Annotated in this window: 19 protein-coding genes and 4 pseudogenes; 13 read left to right on the top strand and 10 right to left on the bottom strand. The window is 58.5% G+C overall.

The genetic code is table 11. The features are described 5' to 3' along the window. Positions 1–142: 142 nt before the first annotated feature. Positions 143–1162: a branched-chain amino acid aminotransferase gene (locus AB4N76_RS01060; protein WP_460163992.1), complete on the top strand. Its 1020-nt coding sequence runs from the start codon at positions 143–145 to the stop codon at positions 1160–1162. 94 nt (positions 1163–1256) lie between these two features. On the opposite strand, the gene AB4N76_RS01065 is transcribed toward AB4N76_RS01060, so the two are convergent. Then, entirely contained in the window at positions 1257–2012 is a 756-nt protein-coding gene (locus AB4N76_RS01065; protein ID WP_460163993.1) for an ArsR/SmtB family transcription factor, read from the bottom strand. Between the two features lie 82 nt (positions 2013–2094). Between AB4N76_RS01065 and AB4N76_RS01070 the strand changes: the two genes are divergently transcribed. After that, the gene (locus tag AB4N76_RS01070; RefSeq protein ID WP_109786157.1) at positions 2095–3201 is read left to right on the top strand and encodes a cytochrome P450; all 1107 of its coding nucleotides are present in this window, start codon (positions 2095–2097) and stop codon (positions 3199–3201) included. Positions 3202–3207: 6 nt separating this feature from the next. Here the strand turns inward: AB4N76_RS01070 and AB4N76_RS01075 are convergent, their stop codons facing one another. Further along, on the bottom strand, positions 3208–3684 hold the full coding sequence (locus tag AB4N76_RS01075) for an MEKHLA domain-containing protein (protein WP_256594773.1): 477 nt from the start codon (positions 3682–3684) through the stop codon (positions 3208–3210). A 185-nt stretch (positions 3685–3869) separates the two neighbouring features. Here AB4N76_RS01075 and AB4N76_RS01080 point away from each other — a divergent pair, with 185 nt between their 5' ends. Beyond that, positions 3870–4901 carry a D-cysteine desulfhydrase family protein gene (locus AB4N76_RS01080; protein WP_077432011.1) on the top strand — a complete coding sequence of 344 codons (1032 nt, stop codon included), beginning with the start codon at positions 3870–3872 and terminating at the stop codon, positions 4899–4901. A gap of 271 nt (positions 4902–5172) precedes the next feature. Beyond that, the gene (locus AB4N76_RS01085; RefSeq protein WP_460164659.1) at positions 5173–5349 is read left to right on the top strand and encodes a pyocin S6 family toxin immunity protein; all 177 of its coding nucleotides are present in this window, start codon (positions 5173–5175) and stop codon (positions 5347–5349) included. A 45-nt stretch (positions 5350–5394) separates the two neighbouring features. On the opposite strand, the pseudogene AB4N76_RS01090 reads toward AB4N76_RS01085, so the two are convergent. Continuing rightward, positions 5395–5559 (bottom strand): annotated as a pseudogene (locus tag AB4N76_RS01090) (FKBP-type peptidyl-prolyl cis-trans isomerase); the annotation flags it as partial. Between the two features lie 139 nt (positions 5560–5698). On the opposite strand from AB4N76_RS01090, the pseudogene AB4N76_RS01095 reads away from it, so the two are divergent. Continuing rightward, positions 5699–6936, top strand: a pseudogene (locus AB4N76_RS01095) (S-type pyocin domain-containing protein). Continuing rightward, a complete protein-coding gene (locus tag AB4N76_RS01100) occupies positions 6933–7268 on the top strand; it encodes a hypothetical protein (protein WP_077432009.1) in 336 nt (111 codons plus the stop codon). Before AB4N76_RS01095 ends, AB4N76_RS01100 begins: the two are co-directional and overlap by 4 nt. Positions 7269–7372: 104 nt before the next feature. Here AB4N76_RS01100 and AB4N76_RS01105 read toward each other — a convergent pair whose 3' ends face one another. Continuing rightward, positions 7373–7711 (bottom strand): FKBP-type peptidyl-prolyl cis-trans isomerase, encoded by a 339-nt coding sequence (locus AB4N76_RS01105; protein ID WP_109786160.1) that lies wholly within the window; start codon positions 7709–7711, stop codon positions 7373–7375. Positions 7712–8033: 322 nt separating this feature from the next. Between AB4N76_RS01105 and AB4N76_RS01110 the strand changes: the two genes are divergently transcribed. The 4 genes from AB4N76_RS01110 (at position 8034) to AB4N76_RS01125 (ending at position 12047) form a co-directional block, all read left to right on the top strand. Continuing rightward, a complete protein-coding gene (locus tag AB4N76_RS01110) occupies positions 8034–9104 on the top strand; it encodes a sensor domain-containing diguanylate cyclase (protein WP_046031450.1) in 1071 nt (356 codons plus the stop codon). A gap of 87 nt (positions 9105–9191) precedes the next feature. Then, a complete protein-coding gene (locus AB4N76_RS01115) occupies positions 9192–9797 on the top strand; it encodes a DJ-1/PfpI family protein (RefSeq protein WP_046031451.1) in 606 nt (201 codons plus the stop codon). 155 nt (positions 9798–9952) lie between these two features. Next, entirely contained in the window at positions 9953–11245 is a 1293-nt protein-coding gene (gene tcuC / locus AB4N76_RS01120) for an MFS transporter (protein WP_046031452.1), read from the top strand. A gap of 25 nt (positions 11246–11270) precedes the next feature. Further along, positions 11271–12047 (top strand): substrate-binding domain-containing protein, encoded by a 777-nt coding sequence (locus AB4N76_RS01125; RefSeq protein WP_046031453.1) that lies wholly within the window; start codon positions 11271–11273, stop codon positions 12045–12047. Here AB4N76_RS01125 and AB4N76_RS01130 read toward each other — a convergent pair. Next, entirely contained in the window at positions 12037–12951 is a 915-nt protein-coding gene (locus AB4N76_RS01130) for a LysR family transcriptional regulator (RefSeq protein ID WP_046031454.1), read from the bottom strand. The two genes, AB4N76_RS01125 and AB4N76_RS01130, sit on opposite strands and share 11 nt — an antisense overlap. A gap of 194 nt (positions 12952–13145) precedes the next feature. Between AB4N76_RS01130 and AB4N76_RS01135 the strand changes: the two genes are divergently transcribed. Then, positions 13146–14957, top strand: coding sequence for a monovalent cation:proton antiporter-2 (CPA2) family protein (locus AB4N76_RS01135; RefSeq protein ID WP_077432006.1), 1812 nt, complete (start codon positions 13146–13148; stop codon positions 14955–14957). 131 nt (positions 14958–15088) lie between these two features. Here the strand turns inward: AB4N76_RS01135 and AB4N76_RS01140 are convergent, their stop codons facing one another. From AB4N76_RS01140 to AB4N76_RS01150, 3 genes and pseudogenes are all read right to left on the bottom strand, one after another. Beyond that, the gene (locus tag AB4N76_RS01140) at positions 15089–15628 is read right to left on the bottom strand and encodes a hypothetical protein (protein WP_460163994.1); all 540 of its coding nucleotides are present in this window, start codon (positions 15626–15628) and stop codon (positions 15089–15091) included. 220 nt (positions 15629–15848) lie between these two features. Continuing rightward, the gene (locus AB4N76_RS01145; RefSeq protein ID WP_460163995.1) at positions 15849–16787 is read right to left on the bottom strand and encodes a hypothetical protein; all 939 of its coding nucleotides are present in this window, start codon (positions 16785–16787) and stop codon (positions 15849–15851) included. Positions 16788–16965: 178 nt separating this feature from the next. After that, positions 16966–17272: pseudogene (locus tag AB4N76_RS01150) on the bottom strand (YdcA family protein). A 176-nt stretch (positions 17273–17448) separates the two neighbouring features. Between AB4N76_RS01150 and AB4N76_RS01155 the strand changes: the two are divergent. After that, a complete protein-coding gene (locus AB4N76_RS01155) occupies positions 17449–18132 on the top strand; it encodes a response regulator transcription factor (protein WP_046031458.1) in 684 nt (227 codons plus the stop codon). After that, entirely contained in the window at positions 18110–19507 is a 1398-nt protein-coding gene (locus tag AB4N76_RS01160) for a sensor histidine kinase (RefSeq protein ID WP_077432003.1), read from the top strand. Before AB4N76_RS01155 ends, AB4N76_RS01160 begins: the two co-directional genes overlap by 23 nt. A gap of 449 nt (positions 19508–19956) precedes the next feature. Here the strand turns inward: AB4N76_RS01160 and AB4N76_RS01165 are convergent. After that, positions 19957–20126 (bottom strand): annotated as a pseudogene (locus tag AB4N76_RS01165) (SRPBCC family protein); the annotation flags it as partial. A gap of 23 nt (positions 20127–20149) precedes the next feature. Then, positions 20150–20947: an SDR family NAD(P)-dependent oxidoreductase gene (locus AB4N76_RS01170; RefSeq protein ID WP_046031813.1), complete on the bottom strand. Its 798-nt coding sequence runs from the start codon at positions 20945–20947 to the stop codon at positions 20150–20152. Between the last annotated feature and the right edge of the window lie 21 nt (positions 20948–20968).

Here is a 20968-nt window from a genome sequence, read left to right on the forward strand (position 1 = left end):
TGCTACACCGGGACGTATCGATGGTCGCAGAGATCGAATTGCAGGCTGCGAAATGGGTCCGGAATGAAGTATTGTTGTCCCCATCCAAAAAACGTCAGAAGCCTTGAACCGTTTCGACGGTTGTTCAGTGATAGAGGGTGTCATGGGTAACGAAAGCATTAATTGGGACAAGCTGGGTTTTGACTACATCAAGACAGACAAGCGTTTCTTGTCGTACTGGCGCAATGGCGAGTGGGACAAAGGCACCCTGACCGAAGACAACGTGCTGCACATCAGCGAAGGCTCCACCGCCCTTCACTATGGTCAGCAATGCTTCGAAGGCATGAAGGCCTATCGTTGCAAGGACGGTTCGATCAACCTGTTCCGCCCGGACCAGAATGCCCTGCGCATGCAGCGCAGCTGTGCACGTCTGCTGATGCCGTTCGTGGAAACCGAGCAGTTCATCGAAGCCTGTAAAGCAGTGGTCCGCGCCAACGAGCGTTTCATCCCGCCTTACGGCACCGGCGGCGCGCTGTACCTGCGTCCGTTCGTGATCGGCGTGGGTGACAACATCGGCGTGCGTACCGCCCCCGAGTTCATCTTCTCGATCTTCTGCATCCCGGTCGGCGCCTACTTCAAGGGCGGCCTGACCCCGCACAACTTCCTGATCTCCAGCTTCGACCGTGCAGCCCCACAAGGCACCGGCGCGGCCAAGGTCGGTGGCAACTACGCCGCCAGCCTGATGCCAGGTTCCCAGGCCAAGAAGGCGCACTACGCCGACTGCATCTACCTGGACCCGATGACCCACACCAAGATCGAAGAAGTCGGCTCGGCCAACTTCTTCGGGATCACCCACGACAACAAGTTCGTCACCCCGAACTCGCCGTCGGTACTGCCAGGCATCACCCGCCTGTCGTTGATCGAGCTGGCCAAATCGCGTCTGGGCCTGGAAGTGATCGAAGGCGACGTGTTCATCGACAAGCTCTCGGACTTCAAAGAAGCCGGCGCTTGCGGTACTGCTGCCGTGATCACCCCGATCGGCGGCATCAGCTACAACGATCACCTGCACGTGTTCCACAGTGAAACCGAAGTCGGCCCGGTCACCCAGAAGCTCTACAAAGAGCTGACCGGTGTGCAGACTGGCGACATCGAAGCGCCGGCGGGCTGGATCGTCAAGGTTTGATCTGACGTTGCAGTACGCTTGAGTAAAAAAGCCCGGCCATCCATTGGACGACCGGGCTTTTTTTTCGTCTTTACCTTATGAATATTTTTATATATCAGTGCCTTACAGCCACATCATGAGATGTTTCATAAACAGGAGCGGCAGATCCGCTTGAGGGCGGTAACATCAGGTCAAACCGCGTACTCAGTGCCTTGCGCCCCACCGCTGTCAACGTCAACGCCCGGCTGTCCAGATCCTGCGTCACCCATTTGCGCTGGATCGCGGTTTGCAGCAACGCTGCACCCAATGAGCCGCCCAGATGCGGCCGGCGCATGCTCCAATCCAGGCATGGGCAAGCGAAACGACGACGCAAGGTGTTCAGGTCCTTGACCTCGATCCCCAACCCTTCGAACAGCACCTCGCCACTGTCGCTCAGCCGATAGGCCTGCTCATCGGTTTCCAGCAACCAGCCTTTCTCCAGCATCCGGTCATGCAGCAACACCGCCAACGTCCCCGCCATGTGGTCGTAACAGGTGCGGGCAAATTGCAGCCGATCCGGCGTGCGCGAGTTGAACGTCGGCGCAGTGTTCTGGCCAATCACCATCAATGCTTCCAGTGCCTGGGCCACACGCTTGTCCGCCAGGCTGTAATAGCGATGGCGGCCCTGCACGTGCAGCCGCACCAGCGCCAGTTCCTTGAGTTTGGCCAAGTGCGCGCTGGCGGTAGAGGCGCTGACTTCGGCAATCGCCGCCAGCTCGGTGCTGGTGCGTGCGTGGCCGTCCATCAGCGAACAGAGGATTTTCGTCCGGGCCGGCTCCGCGATGGCTGCCGCGACCTGAGAAACGCCAATGTCGTGTTGTTCTACGTTCATATTTCGCTCCCGGACGAATCAAGGGCATTTCGGACTGGAGATAGTAGCAACACTTTCCCCACCACGAACAAGGCTGTGGCCCATGGACCCGATCATCGCTGCGACTCATGCCGACCCTTATCCCTATTACGCGCAATTACGTGCACAAGGCGGGCTGGTTTTTCACGAACGACTGAATATGTGGGTAGCCAGCACTGCCCGAGCCGTTGCCGCTGTACTGGCGCATCCCGATTGTCATGTCCGACCGGCGCAAGAACCGGTGCCCAAGGCGATTGCCGGTGGTATGGCGGGCAAGGTATTCGGGCAATTGATGCGCATGAATGAAGGCGAACGGCAGCGCTGTCCGAGGTCGGCGATTGAGCCTGGGTTAGCGCTGATTGATGTGGATGAAGTCAATTCGCTAGTGGCCGCGCGGTTGATCACGCCGCACGCCGATGGGTTATACAACGCCATGTTTCGCGGGCCGGTGTGCGTAGTGGCGGCGTTGCTGGGATTCACGCCGGCTCAGGGTCGGGCGATCAGCGAGCTGACGGCGGAGTTTGTTGCGTGCCTGTCACCGCTCAGCGATCAGGCGCAACTCAATGCCGCACAGGCTGCCGCCGAACATTTACGGGGTTACTTGATTGAGCTTCTCGACGATGCGGATAACAAGAGCCCGCTGCTCGCCGGGATTCGCGGGCGCTTTACGGGTGACCCCGAAACGCTGTTTGCCAATCTGATCGGATTGTTTTCCCAGACGTTTGATGCCACTGCAGGACTGATCGGCAATGCGCTATTGGCAGTGATTCGACATCCATTGCTACTGGAGGCACGCGCAGAAGATGTGATTGCCGAAACCCAGCGTTTTGACCCGTCGGTACAGAACACTCGCCGGTTTGTCGCCGCGCCGTGTGAAATCGAGGGGGTAAGCCTTGATTCGGGCGATGTGATTCTTCTGCTGTTGGCGTCGGCCAATCGCGATCCGCAGCTCAATGATCGTGCGGACGTCTTTCTGGTGGATCGCCCGCAGCGTCGCAGTTTTACCTTCGGCGCCGGAAGGCATCATTGTCCGGGGCACGTATTGGCGTTGGGGATTGCCAGTGCGACGCTGCGGGAGATTCTGGCGCATCGACCTGCGCTGGAGCAGTTTGCCTGGGCGTATCGGCCTTCGCTGAATGGCCGGGTTCCGGTGTTTCGTGACGCGCCATGAGACCTGTCAATCCATTAACGACCCGACACACTCTGCATCCGGCCAGAACAATGCCGCCTGCCCCCGATGCTCGCCGTGCTGATCGATCAGGGTCCAGACTTTGCCTTCGTAAATCATGAAGGCATGGCCGTCCCTGTCCACCCGCCAGCCGCTATAGCCATGAGCAATTCCGTTCGCCGTGACCTGTTCCAGCAGTGACTGGCGCATGGCTCGGTCCAACGGCGAAGCGCTGAACCGTGACGGCATGCCAAGGAACTGCTCGCGATCGTATTTGAAACAGGCCAGCGTCTGTTCATTGGCGTAGAAGAAACGGGGATCGCCTTCAGTGCCATGGGCTAACAGGCTGTAAGGCGCGTGCTCGTGCAACCAATGCAAGCGTTCCGGCCCGGTCAGTGATTCAGGGGCCGGCAGCCCCTGGCCGGTCCAGTGCCGATAAGCCTCGTCCAGCAACTGAACAGCCGCGTATTCGTTGATTGGCGACACGCGCCCTCCCATGCCATTGCGTTGGTGATACGACGCGCCATAGCCTATCCAAATCGATCAGAAAAATCCTCTGACCTTACCTTGCATTAATTACATCAGGTTAAAGGAGTAATTACCTGCGATGCGTTTATCGAGAGTGGCTTTCTCCCTAGAGTCACCGCAACAAAACCCGCGAGGCGCCATTGATGCAAACCCTACTGGACACGTCTCTGAGTTCTTTTGCCCGGACCGACCTTTTGCAAGGCCCGACGCCAATCCAGCGCGCTGAACGCCTTGAACAGCAGTTGGGTTTGAAGGCCCGAGGCATCGGCCTGTTCGTCAAACGCGATGACCACATGCTGATTGGCGGTGGCGGCAACAAGCTGCGCAAACTCGAATTTCATCTCGGTGCAGCGCTGGCAGCAGGGGTCGACACGGTCTTCACCATCGGCGGCCTTCAATCCAATCATGCGCGCCTGACCGCCGCGGCATGCGCCCGCCTCGGCATCGCCTGCGAACTGATCCTCACCCGTTCAGTGCCCAAAACAGAAGTGGACTACGAACTTAACGGCAACATCCTGCTCGACCAATTATTCGGCGCCACCCTCCGCGTGCTTGCCGGCGGCAGCAATTCACTCGCCGAAGCCGAGAATCGTGCCGAACACCTTCGGGGTTCCGGACGCAAGGTGCTGGTGATTCCTACGGGTGGTTCGACACCACTGGGCAGCCTTGGCTATGCGCGCTGCGCGGCGGAGATCGCGCAACAGGAAACCGAACTCGGCCTGGCCTTCAACCAGGTCGTGGTGCCGAACGGCAGCGCCGGCACCCACGCCGGGCTCGCGGCCGGGTTTGAGCTACTGGATCGAAGTGCCTCGCTGGTGAAGTCCTACTCGGTTTTATCAGACAGAGAAACTTCGGCGGCCCGAACCCTGCAACTGACTCAGGAAATACTGGCATTGCTGGGCAGCAGCGCCACTGTTCAGGCTTCAGATATTGTCATCGACGGCAGTCAGTTGGGCGATGGCTACGGCCTCCCGACGCCGGCCATGCGCGAGGCGGTGCACTTGATGGCTCGCGCAGAAGGCTTGTTGCTCGACCCGGTGTATTCCGGCAAAGCGTTTGCCGGGCTAGTGGCCGATCTCCGGGACGGGCGCTTCCAGCGCGGGGACAATGTGCTGTTTGTGATGACGGGTGGTGCGCCGGGGTTGTATGCGTATAGGGAGGCGTTTCAGGGGTGAGCCATTGAAACAACGGCCGCAATCTCAGAACTCTCCTACATCTATCAAATGCCCATTGATATAGCGTTCACATCGTTTTTAAAGGATGAGACAAGAACGCTAATGGCTCGTAAAACAGAGACACCTTTGGTTCAAAGCCCGACATCCGTCGACGGGCACCCTGCCTGTAACAGCCACGACCACCCGAAAACCATTCAGGACGCCCTTCATTTTTTTTGGATAAGCGGATTTTTTAAAAGATGATCAGGCAGGTGACTTTCTAAAATACGAACTGACCGTTCCGCCTGAGTCAGAAATCGCGATACTGTGTGTACTGGGCTGGAAGAATCTTGATCAAAGCGAGGACGGGGACTGTTTACTGACGGCCGGGCAGGTCCAACAAATCGCAATAGCGCTCAATGAGCAGCTACCGACTGAATTGGACCTCTTCATCGGGCTGCGGGAGTAGGTTTTCCAAACGTACCCACCGACGCCGATTCAACCCCAATGCCAGTCAATCATCCCGCGTCAGCACTTCCAGCAATTCAATCTCGAAAATCAAATTTGAGTTCGGCGTGATCTTGCCCATCGTCCGTTCGCCATAGGCCAGATGCGCCGGCACCAGCAATTTGCGCTTGCCGCCCACCTGCATGCCCATGATCCCTTGGTCGCAAGTTTTGCATATGTAGGTTGGTACTGATCTACAGCGAAGAGCGCCATTTGTAACAACAGCCGGAGCTTCAGACCCGTCCTACATCTTTCAAATACCCTTTGATATAGCGTCCGCATCGCTTTCAAAAAATGAAACAAGGACGCTCATGGCCCGCAAAACAGGCATACCCAGGATTCAAAACCCACCGTCAGGCGACGGGCACCACATCACCAGCCGCTACATGACCGCCTCCGAACTGGCAGAACGCGACGCGAGGCAAAAACATATGAAGACATGTTGGCCCGACAACAGGCATATGAAGACCGTTTCATAAGGCAACCTCAGCAACATGACCAGCCCAGCTCCAAGGGTTGCGTATTCGCCAAAAGTTGCAACCTCCCCGACGGCGTAATCAACCACGACAATCCAACCGGGTTTGTCCCGGTCGAGAAATTGGCGGACTACGGAAAGTTCTCGCTTTTAGATGGCAGTGAAAGGGATGAAGCAGGAAACATACCTCTCAAAAAAATCAGTGGTAGCGCATTACCTAGCTCATTCGGAACACTGATTTTGGGTGGTGTAGGAGCTGCTGGCTCCGGGGCGGCTGCAAGCGGTGCGGGGGTAGTGACGGCTGGTGTTGTTGCTGGCGCTTTGGCGGGAGTCGTTGCGTTGCTCTGGCCATCGACGCTCGGGGACAGTTCTCTGTATTCGGAAGAACAGCTCAAATCACTCAAAGAAGGTCGCACCCGAGTTCGCCTGCATATAGAACAACAGGCCAACGGCACCTTGAAGGCATACGGATACAACACTCAAAAGCGCAGCGACTGGGAAATGATTCCTGTCGTGCAGTTCGTAGCTCAAGGCTCTCAGCAAGTGGCTGACTTTGGTAACGGGGTAACGCTGATATGGACACCAGCCGTAGATCCGTCGAGCACTTCGGGAATACCGCCGCTAGAAGGAGCTCCACAAGCTCCGCAAATCTGGATTTATCCGCCTACACCAGCGGCTGACAGCATCATTGTTAACCCGATCTACCCGCCTGAGTACAAGGACTTCATCCTTGTTTTTCCGGCTGATTCCGGCATCAAGCCTCTTTACATTGTCTTTTCCCTGCGATTCGATGCTGCCAGGTACCATGGAAAGACGGATACACCAGTTAAAAGTAAGGGTCCCGAGAATGGCCAGGATGCTTTGGATAATTCAGTACAGGTAAAACCTACATCGGAACGCAGGATTGGTATTGATCCCAAAACGAACGAGTTTGTCGTCTTTGATCATACGGGAGGGGACGATTACCACGGACATGTCAGAGCATGGAATAAACTCCATCAAGATATGAAAAATGTATTGATCAAGGCAAAAAAAGCCGACACCAAGGGAAACATCCTGGGAGCTAAACAGTGAGTCTTATCTACCACGATCCGTCGATTAGCCATGACGAAGCAGTCAGTCTCGTTGATACCGGCTTAGAAAGGAACATTGTCACCGCGCTGATTTCCATCGGATTAAATGAGCAAGACAGTGCCTGGGCTCAGACCATTTGCCTGAAACATCTCGAGAGTGGCACTCAGTCGGTGGCTGCGGCAGCAATCACCGCACTCGGCCATGTAGCCCGCAGATTCGGTGAGCTTGAAATGCAAGCCGTGATGCCCGCCCTTGATTCCGTAAAAGGAAAATTCCCTGCACTTGAAGCCACAGTTGCTGACACGCTCGACGATATTGAAATGTTCACCTGACTCGCTAAATCAAAACCAGAAATCACCCTCCCAACACATAAAAACCCCACCATTTCTTCTAACAGAGATGGCGGGGTTCGCCATTTCAGCCCACACCCAACAAATCAATCATCCCGCGTCAGCACTTCCAGCAGTTCAATTTCGAAAACCAAATTCGAATTCGGCGTGATCGCCCCCATCGAACGCTCGCCATAGCCTAGATGCGCCGGCACCAACAGCTTGCGCTTGCCGCCCACCTGCATGCCCATGATCCCTTGGTCCCAGCCCTTGATAACCCGACCGGTGCCGATCACGCACTGGAAAGGTTTGCCACGGCTGTAGGAAGAGTCGAATTCAGTGCCGTCTTCCAGCCAGCCACGGTATTGGGTGGTGATCAGCGCGCCTTTGACAGCGGCTTTGCCGTCGCCTGGCTGGAGGTCGATGATTTGCAGTTCTTCATTCATGACGATGTTTCATCTGTTGGCGGAATTCGAGGGGCGTGGTTTTCCCAGAAAATCACCCGGCTGGCAACTGCTCAGGTGCCTTAATCTCGGTGAGACAACATTTCCACGACTTTCTTGCCTTCCTTCTGCTTCGCCTCGACCGCGAAGTACTGGCCTGTGACATGCTGATGATCTCCAGCAGGCGGACGATCACGAAGCTGAGGGCGTGCCAATCAAGTCTAGCGCTGGCTGCAAAGAAAGCGACTGTAACCCGGTGACCGGGTGAACTAACATAAACACCTAATCCTCCTCGGTTTAACACCCCAATGATGGCGATCCCTGAATGAATCCGCTCTGGACCAGCGCAGCCATCGGCTCAGTCCTGCTTGCCCTGCTCATCGCGATGATCCATCGGGAACGTTCGCTGAAAAAGCAATTGGCCGAATGCCGGACGCTGATCGCCAGCCTGTCCCAGGGACCTTCGGTGCGCCAGGATGGCGATGTCGAACGCTTCAAGCGCAGCCAATATTTCGCCCGCATTGGCACCTGGGACTGGGACGTCGACACCGAAAAACTTTACTGGTCGGATGCGATCTACGGCATGTTCGGCTTCAAGATCGGCGAAGTGACGCCCTCCTACGCCCTGTTTTGTTCCTGCGTACACCCGGAGGACCGGGCCAGCGTGCGCGCCGGGGAGCTGCGCTGCCTGGAAACCGGCGAAAACCATGACGAGGAATACCGCGTGGTCTGGCCCGACGGCAGCATTCACTGGCTGCGAGAAACCGGCAATGTGGTCAAGAACGACCACGACGCCACCATCAAAATGATGGGAGTGGTGCGCGACATCACCGAGGAAAAAGCCTCCGCCAGTTACCTGCAACACCTGGCTCACTACGACCCATTGACTGGCCTGCCCAATCGCCTGGTGCTCGAAGAACGCTTGTCCGAAGCGCTGGAACAAGCACGCATCAGCGCCACCCGGATTGCGCTGGTGTTTGTCGACCTCAATGGTTTCAAGGCGATCAACGACCACTACGGTCATGCCGCCGGCGACCGCGTCCTGATCACCACCGCCACACGTTTGAAGACGATCTTGCGCTCAACCGACACCGTCGCCCGCATTGGCGGTGACGAGTTCGTGGTCATCCTTCAAGGCTTGTCCAAAAACATCTGCCTGCAGGAAGAAGCCCGCACTATCTCTCAGAAAATCTTCGTCGAACTGTCACCACCGATCACCATCGGCAACGATCAGCGCCACATCGGCACCAGCCTGGGCGTCGCGGTGTTTCCGGACCATGCACAGAGCATGGACCGGCTCATTCATATTGCGGACCTGGCGATGTATGAAGCCAAGCGCAGTGGCAATAATCAGTATCGGTTGGGCGGTGAAAGCGCTGTGCAGGCTCGTCTCTGACTGTTTCGATGATTCTGTCCCGCACTGTACCGGGAGTTGCGCCCCGGGTCGGCGTAGGCTGCGTAAAAACACCCGGGATCAACCGCCATGCACATCGCCATTCTGACTTTCGACGGTTTCAACGAACTCGACTCCCTGATTGCTTACGGCATGCTCAGCCGGGTTTCGCTGCTGGGCGACAAGGACTGGCGCGTGAGCATTGCCTCGCCGACATCGCGGGTCACGTCGATGAATGGTTTGACCATCGACGCGCACATTGATCTGGCCGAGGCCTGTCAGGCGGATGCGGTGCTGGTCGGCAGTGGCAGGAAGACCCGGGAAGTGGCCGTGGATTCGACGATCATGGACCAACTGCGCTTCGACCCAAGCCGCCAGCTACTGGCTGCGCAGTGTTCTGGCACTTTTCTGTTGGCAAAACTCGGGCTGCTTGGTGACGCGCCCGCGTGCACCGATTCCATCAGCAAACCGTGGGTGCAGGCGGCCGGGGTCAATGTGGTCAATCAGGCGTTTTATGCCAATGGCAATGTCGCCACGGCGGGAGGGTGTTTGTCGGCGCAGTACCTTGTCGCGTGGTTGCTGGCACGTTTGAAGGGCACTGAAACGGCGCACGAGGTACTGCACTATTTCGCGCCCGTGGGTGAGAAAGAAGGCTACGTGGCGCAAGCGTTTACTCACATCGAGGCCCATCTGTAGCGGCACCGCCCGCAAGTGCATTGATCCGTTTGGCGCATCAATGCATGCCAACAATGCACTTATCATATCGATCTTCCTGCTCCACTATCCGCCCCAATAAGAACCGTGCTCCGCGTCCAGGCGGGCACGTCATAAAAGCGGTGGAGTACACGTCAATGACAACATCAATCCCGACCGGGCGCTCCCGCGCCAGTGCGATTTTCCGGGTCACCTCGGGCAACTTCCTCGAACAGTTCGACTTCTTCCTTTTCGGCTTTTACGCCACACAGATCGCTGCGGTGTTCTTCCCCGCCAGCAGCGAGTTCGCGTCCTTGATGATGACCTTCGCCGTGTTTGGTGCAGGCTTTCTGATGCGCCCACTGGGAGCCGTCGTACTGGGTGCGTACATCGATGACGTGGGCCGGCGCAAAGGGTTGATTGTCACGCTGTCGATTATGGCGAGCGGCACGATTCTGATTGTGTTGGTGCCCGGCTACGAAACCATCGGGTTATTCGCACCTGCCATCGTGCTGATTGGCCGATTGCTTCAAGGCTTCTCGGCCGGAGCGGAAATGGGTGGTGTGTCGGTGTACCTCTCCGAGATCGCCACCCCCGGCAACAAGGGCTTTTTCACCAGTTGGCAGTCTGGCAGCCAGCAGGTAGCAATCATCGTTGCGGCGGCGCTGGGCTATGGGCTCAACCAATGGATGGCGCCCGCGATGATCGCCGACTGGGGCTGGCGGATTCCGTTTTTCGTCGGTTGCATGATCGTGCCGTTCATTTTTTTCCTTCGGCGCAACCTGGAAGAAACCGAGGAATTCGCTGCGCGCAAACACCGGCCAAGCATGGCTGATGTGTTCCGTACCCTGGCACAGAACTGGGTCATCGTGTTTGCCGGGATGATGATGGTCGCGCTGACCACCACTGCGTTCTACCTGATCACGGTCTATGCACCGACCTTTGGCAAAACCGTGCTGCACCTCAGCACATCCGATGCATTGTTGGTGACCTTGCTGGTGGGTGTCTCGAATTTCATCTGGCTGCCGATCGGGGGCGCGTTGTCCGACCGTATAGGCCGGCGTCCGGTGTTGATTGCCATGGCTCTGCTGACCCTTGCCACCGCGTATCCGGCGCTGACCTATCTGGTGAACGCACCGAGCTTCATGCACATGTTGCTGGTGCTGTTATGGCTGTCGTTCATTTACGGCTTGTACAACGGCGCAATGATCCCCGCGCTCACCGAAATCATGCCGAGTGAGGTTCGAGTTGCCGGCTTTTCTCTGGCTTACAGCCTGGCAACGGCGGTGTTTGGTGGTTTCACGCCGGCGATGTCGACGTTTCTGATCCAGTACACCGGCGACAAGGCCGCGCCGGGTTACTGGATGAGTTTCGCCGCGCTCTGCGCCTTGGGCGCAACGCTGTATCTGTATCGCCGTTCGACCGGTCGCCTGCAACCGGCGGTGTCTTGATCCTGCCCTTTTCGAGAACATGGACATGAACAAACTATTGAAATTTGCAACCCTGACGCTGGCTGCCAGCCTTGGCCTGAGTAATATCGCGCAGGCCGAAGAGATCCGCGTGATGACCTCCGGTGGTTTCACTGCTGCGTACAAAATCCTTGGCCCGAAATTCGCCGAGTCTACCGGTAATACCCTGGACACCGCTCTCGGCCCTTCCATGGGCAAAGCCCCGGAAGCGATCCCGAATCGTCTGGCCAGAGGTGAGAAAGCCGACGTGGTGATAATGGTCGGTTACGCCTTGGATGAACTGATCAGGCAGGGCAAAGTCGACCCGGCTTCTCGGGTTGAACTGGCGGACTCGCGAATTGGGCTGGTGGTACGCGAAGGTACTCCCAAGCCAGACATCAGCTCCGTCGACGGTCTGAAAAAGACCCTGCTCGATGCCCGCTCGGTTGCTTATTCCGACAGTGCCAGCGGCGTGTACATCGAAGATCAACTGTTCAAGCGACTGGGCATCGAAGACCAGCTCAAACCCAAGTCGAAGATGATCCCGAAAATCCCGGTGGGTTCGGTCGTTGCCAGTGGCGACTATCAATTGGGTTTTCAGCAGGTCAGCGAATTGCTGCCAGTGCCGGGGGTGAGTTTTGTAGCGAAGATTCCGGAGTCAGTGCAGTCGGTGACCCGATTCGCCGCCGGTATTGCGGTGGGTGCGCAACACCCTGCGCAAGCCAAGGCCTTGCTTGAGTACCTGGCCTCCTCAGCCGCTCAGTCGGATGTAAAGTCAACAGGGCTGGATTCTGTCAGCCGCTGATCGCAGGTGACTGCACTTTCATTTCCACCACCAGCCGCTCCAGTTCCAATGCTGCCGGGGTCAATGTACGACCCCGGCGCTTGATCAGACCGACGCTGCGCATCACTTGCGGTTCGATCAATGGCACCCGGGTCAGGATCGGATGATCTGCCGCTGGCATCGCCATCAGCGGCACCGCCGCGATACCCAATCCCGCTTCCACCAGGCCAATCATTGTCGTCACATGCCGCGTTTCGCAGATGCTCGGCCGCTGCGGCACGATGCCGGTCAGTGCCTGATCCAGCAAGAAGCGGTTGCCCGAGGTTTTGTCCAGCGAGATGTAATCCTGCTGATAGAACTCGTCCCAGGTCACGCTGCTGCGCCCGGCCAGCGGGTGATCGCGCCGACAAGCCACCACGTAGCCCTCCTTCACCAGCGGTTCGAACTCGACTTCGGCCTCCAGCGTGCCCATGAAACTCAGGCCGAAATCCGCCTCACCGTTGACCACTGCACTCAGCACCTCGTGCGCGCTGGAATCCAGCACTTTGACTTTGATCCGTGGGAATTGCCGGTGGTAATGGGCGATTACCCGCGGCATGAAGTAGTAAGCCGCCGACGGCACGCAGGCAACCGTGACATGGCCGAGCCGGGTCGAGGCCACTTCGCTGATGCCCAGCAACGCCACGTCCAGGTCATCCAGTAACCGCTCGACACTGGGCATGAAACCGCGTCCCGCCTGGGTCAGGCTGACCTTGCGCGTGGTGCGCTCGAACAGTCTCACACCCAGGGCATCTTCAAGTTTTTCGATCCGACGACTCAGTGCTGGCTGGGAGATACGCACCGTATCGGCGGCCTTGCGAAAACTGCCCTGCTCAACCACCGCGCGAAAAGCCTGGAGATCGTTCAGGTCAAAATTGATGGCCATCGGTGTGTACTCGTGAACAAACAGATTGATCAGCTTATCCTATGAATGTCACTAATTGATGCAAAATGTAACTGCACCTTCAGCATCAGCGCGCTTCAACGGTGTAGACGCTAACCCCGTTTATGTTCATAGCTGACGCCTCTCGCCTCAGCCTTTATCCTTGCCCCCCCGCCGTACCGTTGTTGGAGTCAGTCATGCCCCATGAAGGCAACCTTTTACAAGCCGCTGTCGTGTTTCTGTTCGCGGCGGTGCTCGTCGTTCCCCTGGCCAAACGCATGCAGTTGGGTGCCGTGTTGGGTTATCTGTTTGCCGGCGTCCTCATCGGGCCGTCGGTGCTGGGGCTGATTGGCAACCCGCAAAGCGTCAGTCATATCTCTGAACTGGGCGTAGTGTTGCTGCTGTTCATCATTGGCCTCGAGCTGTCGCCGCGGCGCTTGTGGGTGATGCGCAAATCGGTGTTTGGCGTGGGCCTGGCGCAGGTGCTGCTGACCGGTTCGGTCATCGGCGTAGTCGCCTTGTTCGTGTTCGGCCAACCGCTGAACAGCGCCATCGTGCTCGGTCTGGGCCTGGCCTTGTCGTCGACAGCCTTTGGCTTGCAAAGCCTCGCCGAGCGCAAGGAACTGACCAGCCCTCACGGCCGCCTGGCGTTTGCGATTCTGCTGTTTCAGGACATCGCCGCGATCCCGCTGATTGCTATGGTGCCGTTGCTGGCCGGCGGTGATCACACTTCCACTGCTGCGCAAGACTTGAATCACGGCTTACGCGTGCTAGGCAGCATTGCCGTGGTAGTGATCGGTGGGCGTTACCTGCTGCGACCGGTGTTTCGCGTGGTCGCCAAAACCAGTCTGCCAGAAGTGTCCACCGCGACCGCGCTGTTGGTGGTGATCGGCACGGCGTGGTTGATGGACCTGGTCGGCGTGTCCATGGCGCTCGGTGCGTTCCTCGCCGGGCTGCTGCTGGCTGACTCCGAGTACCGTCATGAACTGGAAGCGCAGATCGAGCCGTTCAAAGGCTTGTTGCTGGGGCTGTTCTTTATGAGTGTCGGCATGGGCGCCAACCTGAGCCTGTTGCTCAGCGCACCGATTGCTGTACTCGGGCTGACCCTGCTGCTGATCGCAATCAAATTGCCGCTGCTGTTTGTGGTCGGGCGATTGGCTGGTGGGCTGGGCAAGGTCAGTGCGATCCGCTTGGGCATCGTGCTGGCGGCCGGCGGTGAGTTCGCGTTTGTGGTGTTCAAAATCGGCCGCGACCAGGGCTTGTTCGAACCGCACCTGTACGACTTGCTGGTGCTGACGATCACCCTGTCCATGGCGGTGACACCGCTGTTGTTGCTGCTGTGCGCACGTCTGTATTCGCCGAAGGTGCAACCGGTCGTGGTGCCCGAGAAATTCCGCCACATCGACACCGATACGCCGCGCGTGGTGATTGCCGGCATGGGCCGGATGGGGCAGATCGTCGCGCGGATTCTGCGGGCGCAGAACATTAAGTTCGTGGCGCTCGATACCTCGGTTGAAACCATCGAACTGTCCCGCAGTTTCGGCGGCGTGCCGGTGTTCTATGGTGACCCGATGCGCCCGGAAATCCTCAGCGCGGCCAAGGTCGAGCAGGCGGAATATTTCATCATCGCCACCGATGATCCCGACACCAATATCAAGACCGCCGAGGTCGTGCACCGGCTGTATCCGCACATCAAAATCATCGCCCGTGCACGTAACCGTCAGCATGTGCACCGGTTGGTGGACCTTGGCGCCGAGGCCATCCGCGAAACCTACTATTCGAGCCTTGAGATGAGCCGGCGCACGTTGGTTGGCCTGGGTCTGACCCAGGCCCAGGCCGATGCGCGGATCAAGCGCTTCCAGCATCACGACGAACAGGTGCTGGAAGCACAGCATGCGGTTTATGACGATGCAGCGAAGGTGTTGCAGACGGCGCAGGAAGCGCGGGCAGAGTTGGCGAAACTGTTTGAGTCGGATCAGTTGGAGGAGCAGGAGGCGAGCAAGGTTTAAGCGGTGTGGCGACTGTGATGACGCCATCGCGAGCAAGCCATGCTTCCACAGTGTGACAGTGTGCCCCTGTGGGAGCATGGCTTGCCCGCGATGAACGATGACGCGGTGCAATGCCAGGCGCCTCCCAAAAATCAGTTGGAAAACACGTACTCGCCCTTGACCCTTTTCGAGCCGACGAAGCCCAGGTCCGGGAACAGCAGCACTTTTACCCAAGCGACAAAACACACGATGCCCAACGTGATCACAAAACCGGCCACGGTCATCACCGGGTCTTCCTCATATCCCTTGAACATCCGCGAGATCTGGCTGACGGTCAGAATCAAGTAAAGGGTGTAGGCCCGTGCCGAGTTCTTGTAGAACCCCCAGGCAAACGCCAGCGGCACCAGCACCGCAAACAGAGTAAAAAACACCACGGCACCGGGGCCGATCGTCGAGCCCAGGTAAAATCCGCTGACGGCACCTAGCAAGGCTTGAACGCACATCAGTGCGAGCAAAATATTGACCTTGAGTGAGTGTTTTTCCCGTAACGCCGGATCCGCTCGGGCGCCAATCCAGTAAGCCAGTACCCGGTCCTTGACCGCCCCACCGGAGAACGCCTTGAACGTTTCGGTTTTGGAGCGCCCGGCTTCGAGCATTGCCACCAGTTGCCGCTTGATTTCCTTTTTGTCCAACTCACTACTCCCCTTTCAAAGACAACCCAATTCAAGAACCGTGGCGGGCATCTTCGCTTTATTGGAGGCCACAAAGCAAAACGCCGCTTCCACCAGAGGCAGAAGCGGCAGAGGCATGTGCCTCAAGGGATCAATGCATGAACAAGGCGATCAGGATGATGATCGGGATGGGCACGCCGAGGAAGAACAGCAGTAATGAGCGCATGATGATTCTCCTGGGTTAACGAACAGGTTGCAGCGAAGCGGTGGTGAGGTAGGCGTCGGTCTCGACATACACCACAGCGTCCCGGCGGCGACCGCCGAAGGTCGCGGCGAGGCTGGCGAAAAAAGCGCCGATCAGCAGTGCGATAAACATCCACAACGAGGTCCAGGCGGCGACTTTCGCGGCCGAGTCGGCGGCTTGCTGTGCGGCCAGTTTGGCGTCGGCAACGGCTTTTTGCGTACGGGCGTAGACGTCATCGACACGGCGTTCAGCGTCTGCCTGAGTCAGGTTGGTCCGCTGTGTAACAAGTTGCGCCAGGTAAGTCCGATCTTCGGCGGTCAAGCCGTTGTTACTCAGGCTGCGCATGAAGATGCGTGTGACCGTGCCACGCACGGCGTCATCGCTGACCGCTGCCGGGCGATCGTCACGAAACAGGCTGTCGACGAAGTAACCGTACTGATCGCTGTCGGTATTACTGGCCGCAGTGCTCGCCGCTTGAGTGGCCGCACTGGCCGCCCCGCCAACCACGCTCGCCCCGGCTTGCACACCGCCACTGACGATGCTGCTGACCGAGCCGACCACCAGGGTCGCGGTCACCAGCGTCGCCACGCACCAGGCGAGAAAGCCATGGGCGGTATCACGGAAATACACCTCGTCACCGTGCAGGTTCGCCCACTTGATCCGCAGGCGACCGGCAATGTAGCCACCGAGCCCGGAAGCGACGATTTGCGTTGCCGCCAGCCACACGATGGTTGATATGCCCAGGCCCTTGGCGCTTACGCCTTCATTGGCCCACGGCGATACCGCGGAAAAACCCAGGCCGACACCGAGCAGCAAAAGGATCAACGACAACGCCGCGGCTGCCGCGGCCCCGGCGAAAATCGCGCCCCAGGACACCCCCGACAGCGTGCTTGTTTCTTCTGCGATGGGATAGAAACCTTCAGAGGATCTATTCATTGTTGTATCGCTCCAGGCAGGAAAGAGGGTTTACAACGCAGCCGTTGCAGTCACCGTGCCAGTCGCGATATTCAATTATTCCCTTGGTTTTCAGTCATCTATAAAGATTGAACTTCCCTTGCCCATGCAAATTGCAAGGAACCCGTCCTGTCAGCGGGTTTTATGCATTGCATTCGATCTACTTGCGTCGGTAACTCTTGTTACCGCTGGGAGTCAGGCAATACACCCCGCCTCTGGGCCCGGTGCAGAACGAACCGGTGCCGCAGGCGCAGCCATCGTCGCTCTGGATCAGTGTTTGCGGGCGGGCCTGACTCTGGCCGCCATACATCGCCGAGCAGCTTTTCTTAGAACCGCTGATGGAGCCGTCATTGCACAGAAACAGATCGCCATCGCAGCGGGCAATACCGCCTTTCTTTCCCGAACAAGGTGTATTGCCCGCCCAGGCAGAACAGGCTGGCGAGGCACAACAGCAATACAATCAGCATCCCACTACGGCGAATCAACGAGTGCACAACGCAGCTTCCTGTTTAAGTTATGGCCGTATGATATCAATGTTCCGCAGTGGCCCCTGGTGCAACATGAAAGTTAATTTATTAAGTCACGCGTAATTCTGGGCAAAATGTTCCCCACTCCGTATTGAACCGATTATCAGGCCAGCCTTATGACCCGCATCTTGACCATCGAAGACGACGCCGTGACCGCCCGGGAAATTGTCGCCGAACTGAGCAGCCACGGCCTCGATGTCGATTGGGTCGACAACGGTCGTGAAGGCCTGGAGCGTGCCGTCAGTGGCGATTACGACTTGATCACCCTCGACCGCATGCTGCCGGAGCTCGATGGCCTGGCGATTGTCACCACGTTGCGGACCATGGGCGTGGCCACGCCAATCCTGATGATCAGCGCCCTCTCCGACGTCGATGAGCGCGTGCGTGGTTTGCGCGCCGGCGGTGACGATTACCTGACCAAACCGTTCGCCACCGATGAAATGGCCGCCCGGGTCGAAGTGCTGCTGCGCCGTCAGAACACCGTGACCGCCCAGGCCACCACCTTGCGAGTGGCCGACCTGGAACTCAACCTGATCAGCCACGAAGCCAGCCGCGCCGGCCTGCTGCTGACACTGCTACCGACCGAGTACAAGTTGCTCGAATTCCTGATGCGCAACACCGGGCAGATCCTGTCGCGCATGATGATTTTCGAAGAAGTCTGGGGCTACCACTTCGACCCCGGCACCAACCTGATCGACGTGCACATCGGCCGTCTGCGCAAGAAAATCGACCCGCAAGGCCAGGTCCCACTGATTCGGACCGTGCGAGGCTCGGGTTATGTCATTGCCGAACCCGTCTAAAGGCTGGCGTTCCTCCAGCAGCCGTTTGCTGGCGCTCTACAGCTCGCTGTTCGTGATCTGGAGCGCGATCCTCATGGGTGTCATGTATTACGAGGTGTCCGCTTACCTGGACAATCTGGCCAAACACTCGCTGATGCAACGTCAGCATCTGTTTTCACGCTTTCAGGGCGAACAGCTGGTGGACGCCCTAGCCGTCAGCATGACCTTCGACATACGTGGCATCGACGCCTATGGCCTGTTCGACCACCAACATCGCTACCTCAGTGGTGCGCTGCACCATATCCCCGAAGACTTGCCGCTGGACGGCAAGATCCACATGCTCAGCGACTGCGCAGAGTCCGACGACCCGACCCTGCCCGCCGACAGTTGCGACGCCGTGGCGACCCAGACGCGTGACGGTCGCTGGCTGATTCTGGTGCGCGACAATGGTTCGTTGTTCGCTGTGACCCGGATCATCCTTCACGCGTTGTTCTGGGGTGTCACGCTGACCATTCTTCCGGGCATCGTCGGTTGGCAGGTGTTGCGCCGCCGACCGCTGCGGCGTATCCGCGCGATCCAGGCCAGCGCCGAAGCCATCGTTGCCGGCGATTTGACCCGGCGCCTGCCATTGTCCAATCGTCGTGACGAATTGGACATGCTCGCTGCCATCGTCAACGCCATGCTCGAACGCATCGAACGTTTGATGCACGAGGTCAAGGGTGTTTGCGACAACATCGCCCACGACCTGCGCACCCCGCTGACACGCCTGCGGGCCCAGTTGTACCGGATTCAACAGCAGGCTGAAGACGGCTCGACGCTGGCCGTGCAACTGGATTCCGTACTCGGTGAAGCCGACACCCTGATGGCGCGTTTTCGTGGGTTGCTGCGGATCTCCGAGCTGGAGGATCGCCAGCGTCGGTCGGGGTTCGTGCAACTCAATCCCGTGCCGTTGCTGCAAGAGCTGCACGACTTTTACCTGCCACTGGCGGAAGAAGGAGAACTGGTGTTCACACTGCAATTGCCGGCGACATTGCCCGCACTGCATGGCGATCGCGCGCTGTTGTTCGAAGCCGTGGCGAACCTGTTGAGCAACTCGATCAAATTCACACCGCCGGGTGGCGAGGTGATTTTGCGTGGGGTCAGCGAGGGCGGGTTTACGCGAATCGAAGTGCTCGATTCAGGGCCAGGGATTCCCGAGGCCGAGCGTGAGGCGGTGTTCCAGCGCTTCTATCGTGCTGAAGGCGGAAATCAGAAAAGCGGGTTTGGGTTGGGGTTGTCGATCGTCGCGGCGATTGCCAGCCTGCATGGCTTTGCGCTTGCAGTGGGTAACAGCGAACTCGGTGGCGCGCGGTTGGCGCTCGATTGCAAAAGCTCTGCACTGACACAACCGTTGTAGCAGCTCTGTAGCAGCTGCCGAGCCTGCGTTCGCTTGTAGCAGCTGTCGAGCCTGCGAGGCTGCGTCCGCTTGTAGCAGCTGTCGAGCCTGCGAGGCTGCGTCCGCTTGTAGCAGCTGTCGAGCCTGCGAGGCTGCGTCCGCTTGTAGCAGCTGTCGAGCCTGCGAGGCTGCGTCCGCTTGTAGCAGCTGTCGAGCCTGCGAGGCTGCGTCCGCTGGTAGCAGCTGTCGAGCCTGCGAGGCTGCGTCCGCTTGTAGCAGCTGTCGAGCCTGCGAGGCTGCGTCCGCTTGTAGCAGCTGTCGAGCCTGCGAGGCTGCGTCCGGCTGCGAAGCAGTCGTAAACCCTGCACACGCGGTCTATCTGAAACACCGCGCCATCTGATTCCACGACTGCTTCGCAGCCGAACGCAGCCTCGCAGGCTCGGCAGCTGCTACAAGGTTAAGTCGTACTTCTAAGCGGAATAGTTGGCCCGCAAAGCGTCCAGTCCACCCTGATTAATCCCGGCAAACAACGCCACGACTTCTTCCTCACTCCCCCCACCGGCTCAAACCAAGCCGACCACGTCACCCGCGCCCCCTGCCCCTGCGCTTCAACGTTGATCGTCGCCAAATACTTCGTGGAAATGCTCTCTCAATCACTGGTTTTCAAATCGCCAGGCTATCGACGACACCGCCGTCGACCCGCAGCGCCGCGCCGGTGGTTGCCGAGGACAGTGGCGAAGCGATGTAGGCCACCAGGTTGGCGACTTCCTCGACATCTGCCACGCGCTGGATGATTGAGGTCGGCCGGGCCTTGCGCACAAACGCATCGGCTTCTTCGCGAACGCTGCGGCCGGAGGCGGCGGTGGCGTCCTTGAGCATCTGTTCCAGGCCATCGGTCAACGTCGGGCCGGGCAGGATCGCATTGACCGTGACGCCAGTGCCGGCCAGCCGTTTGGCCAGGCCATGAGACACCGCCAGGTTGGCGCTTTTGGTCACGCCATAATTGAGCATGTCGGCGGGGATCGCGATGCCGGATTCCGAGGACAGGAAAATCACCCGGCCCCAACCCTGCTTGACCATGTCTGGCACGTAATGCCGGGACAGGCGCACGCCAGAGATCACGTTGACCTCATAAAACCGCGTCCACTCGCTGTCTGGCGTGTCGAAGAAATCGACGTCGTTGAAGATCCCGAGATTGTTCACCAGGATGTCCGCGCGCGGTTCGGCAGCGAACAACACCTCGGCGCCTTCGGCGGTGCCCAGGTCGGCGGTGAGGCCACGCAACTGAGCCCCCGGCACACTCTGACGAATGCTCGCCAGCGCCTGCTCGACCTTGGCCGTCTCGCGGCCGATCACGACCACCGTGGCGCCGGACTCGGCCAGTGCCTTGCTGATGCCCAGGCCAATGCCGGCGGTGCTGCCGCTGACAATCGCGAGTTTTCCAGTCAGATCAATTTTCATGCTCAAACTCCTGTGATTGGT

The sequence above is a fragment of the Pseudomonas sp. S2_F03 genome, assembly GCF_054668335.1.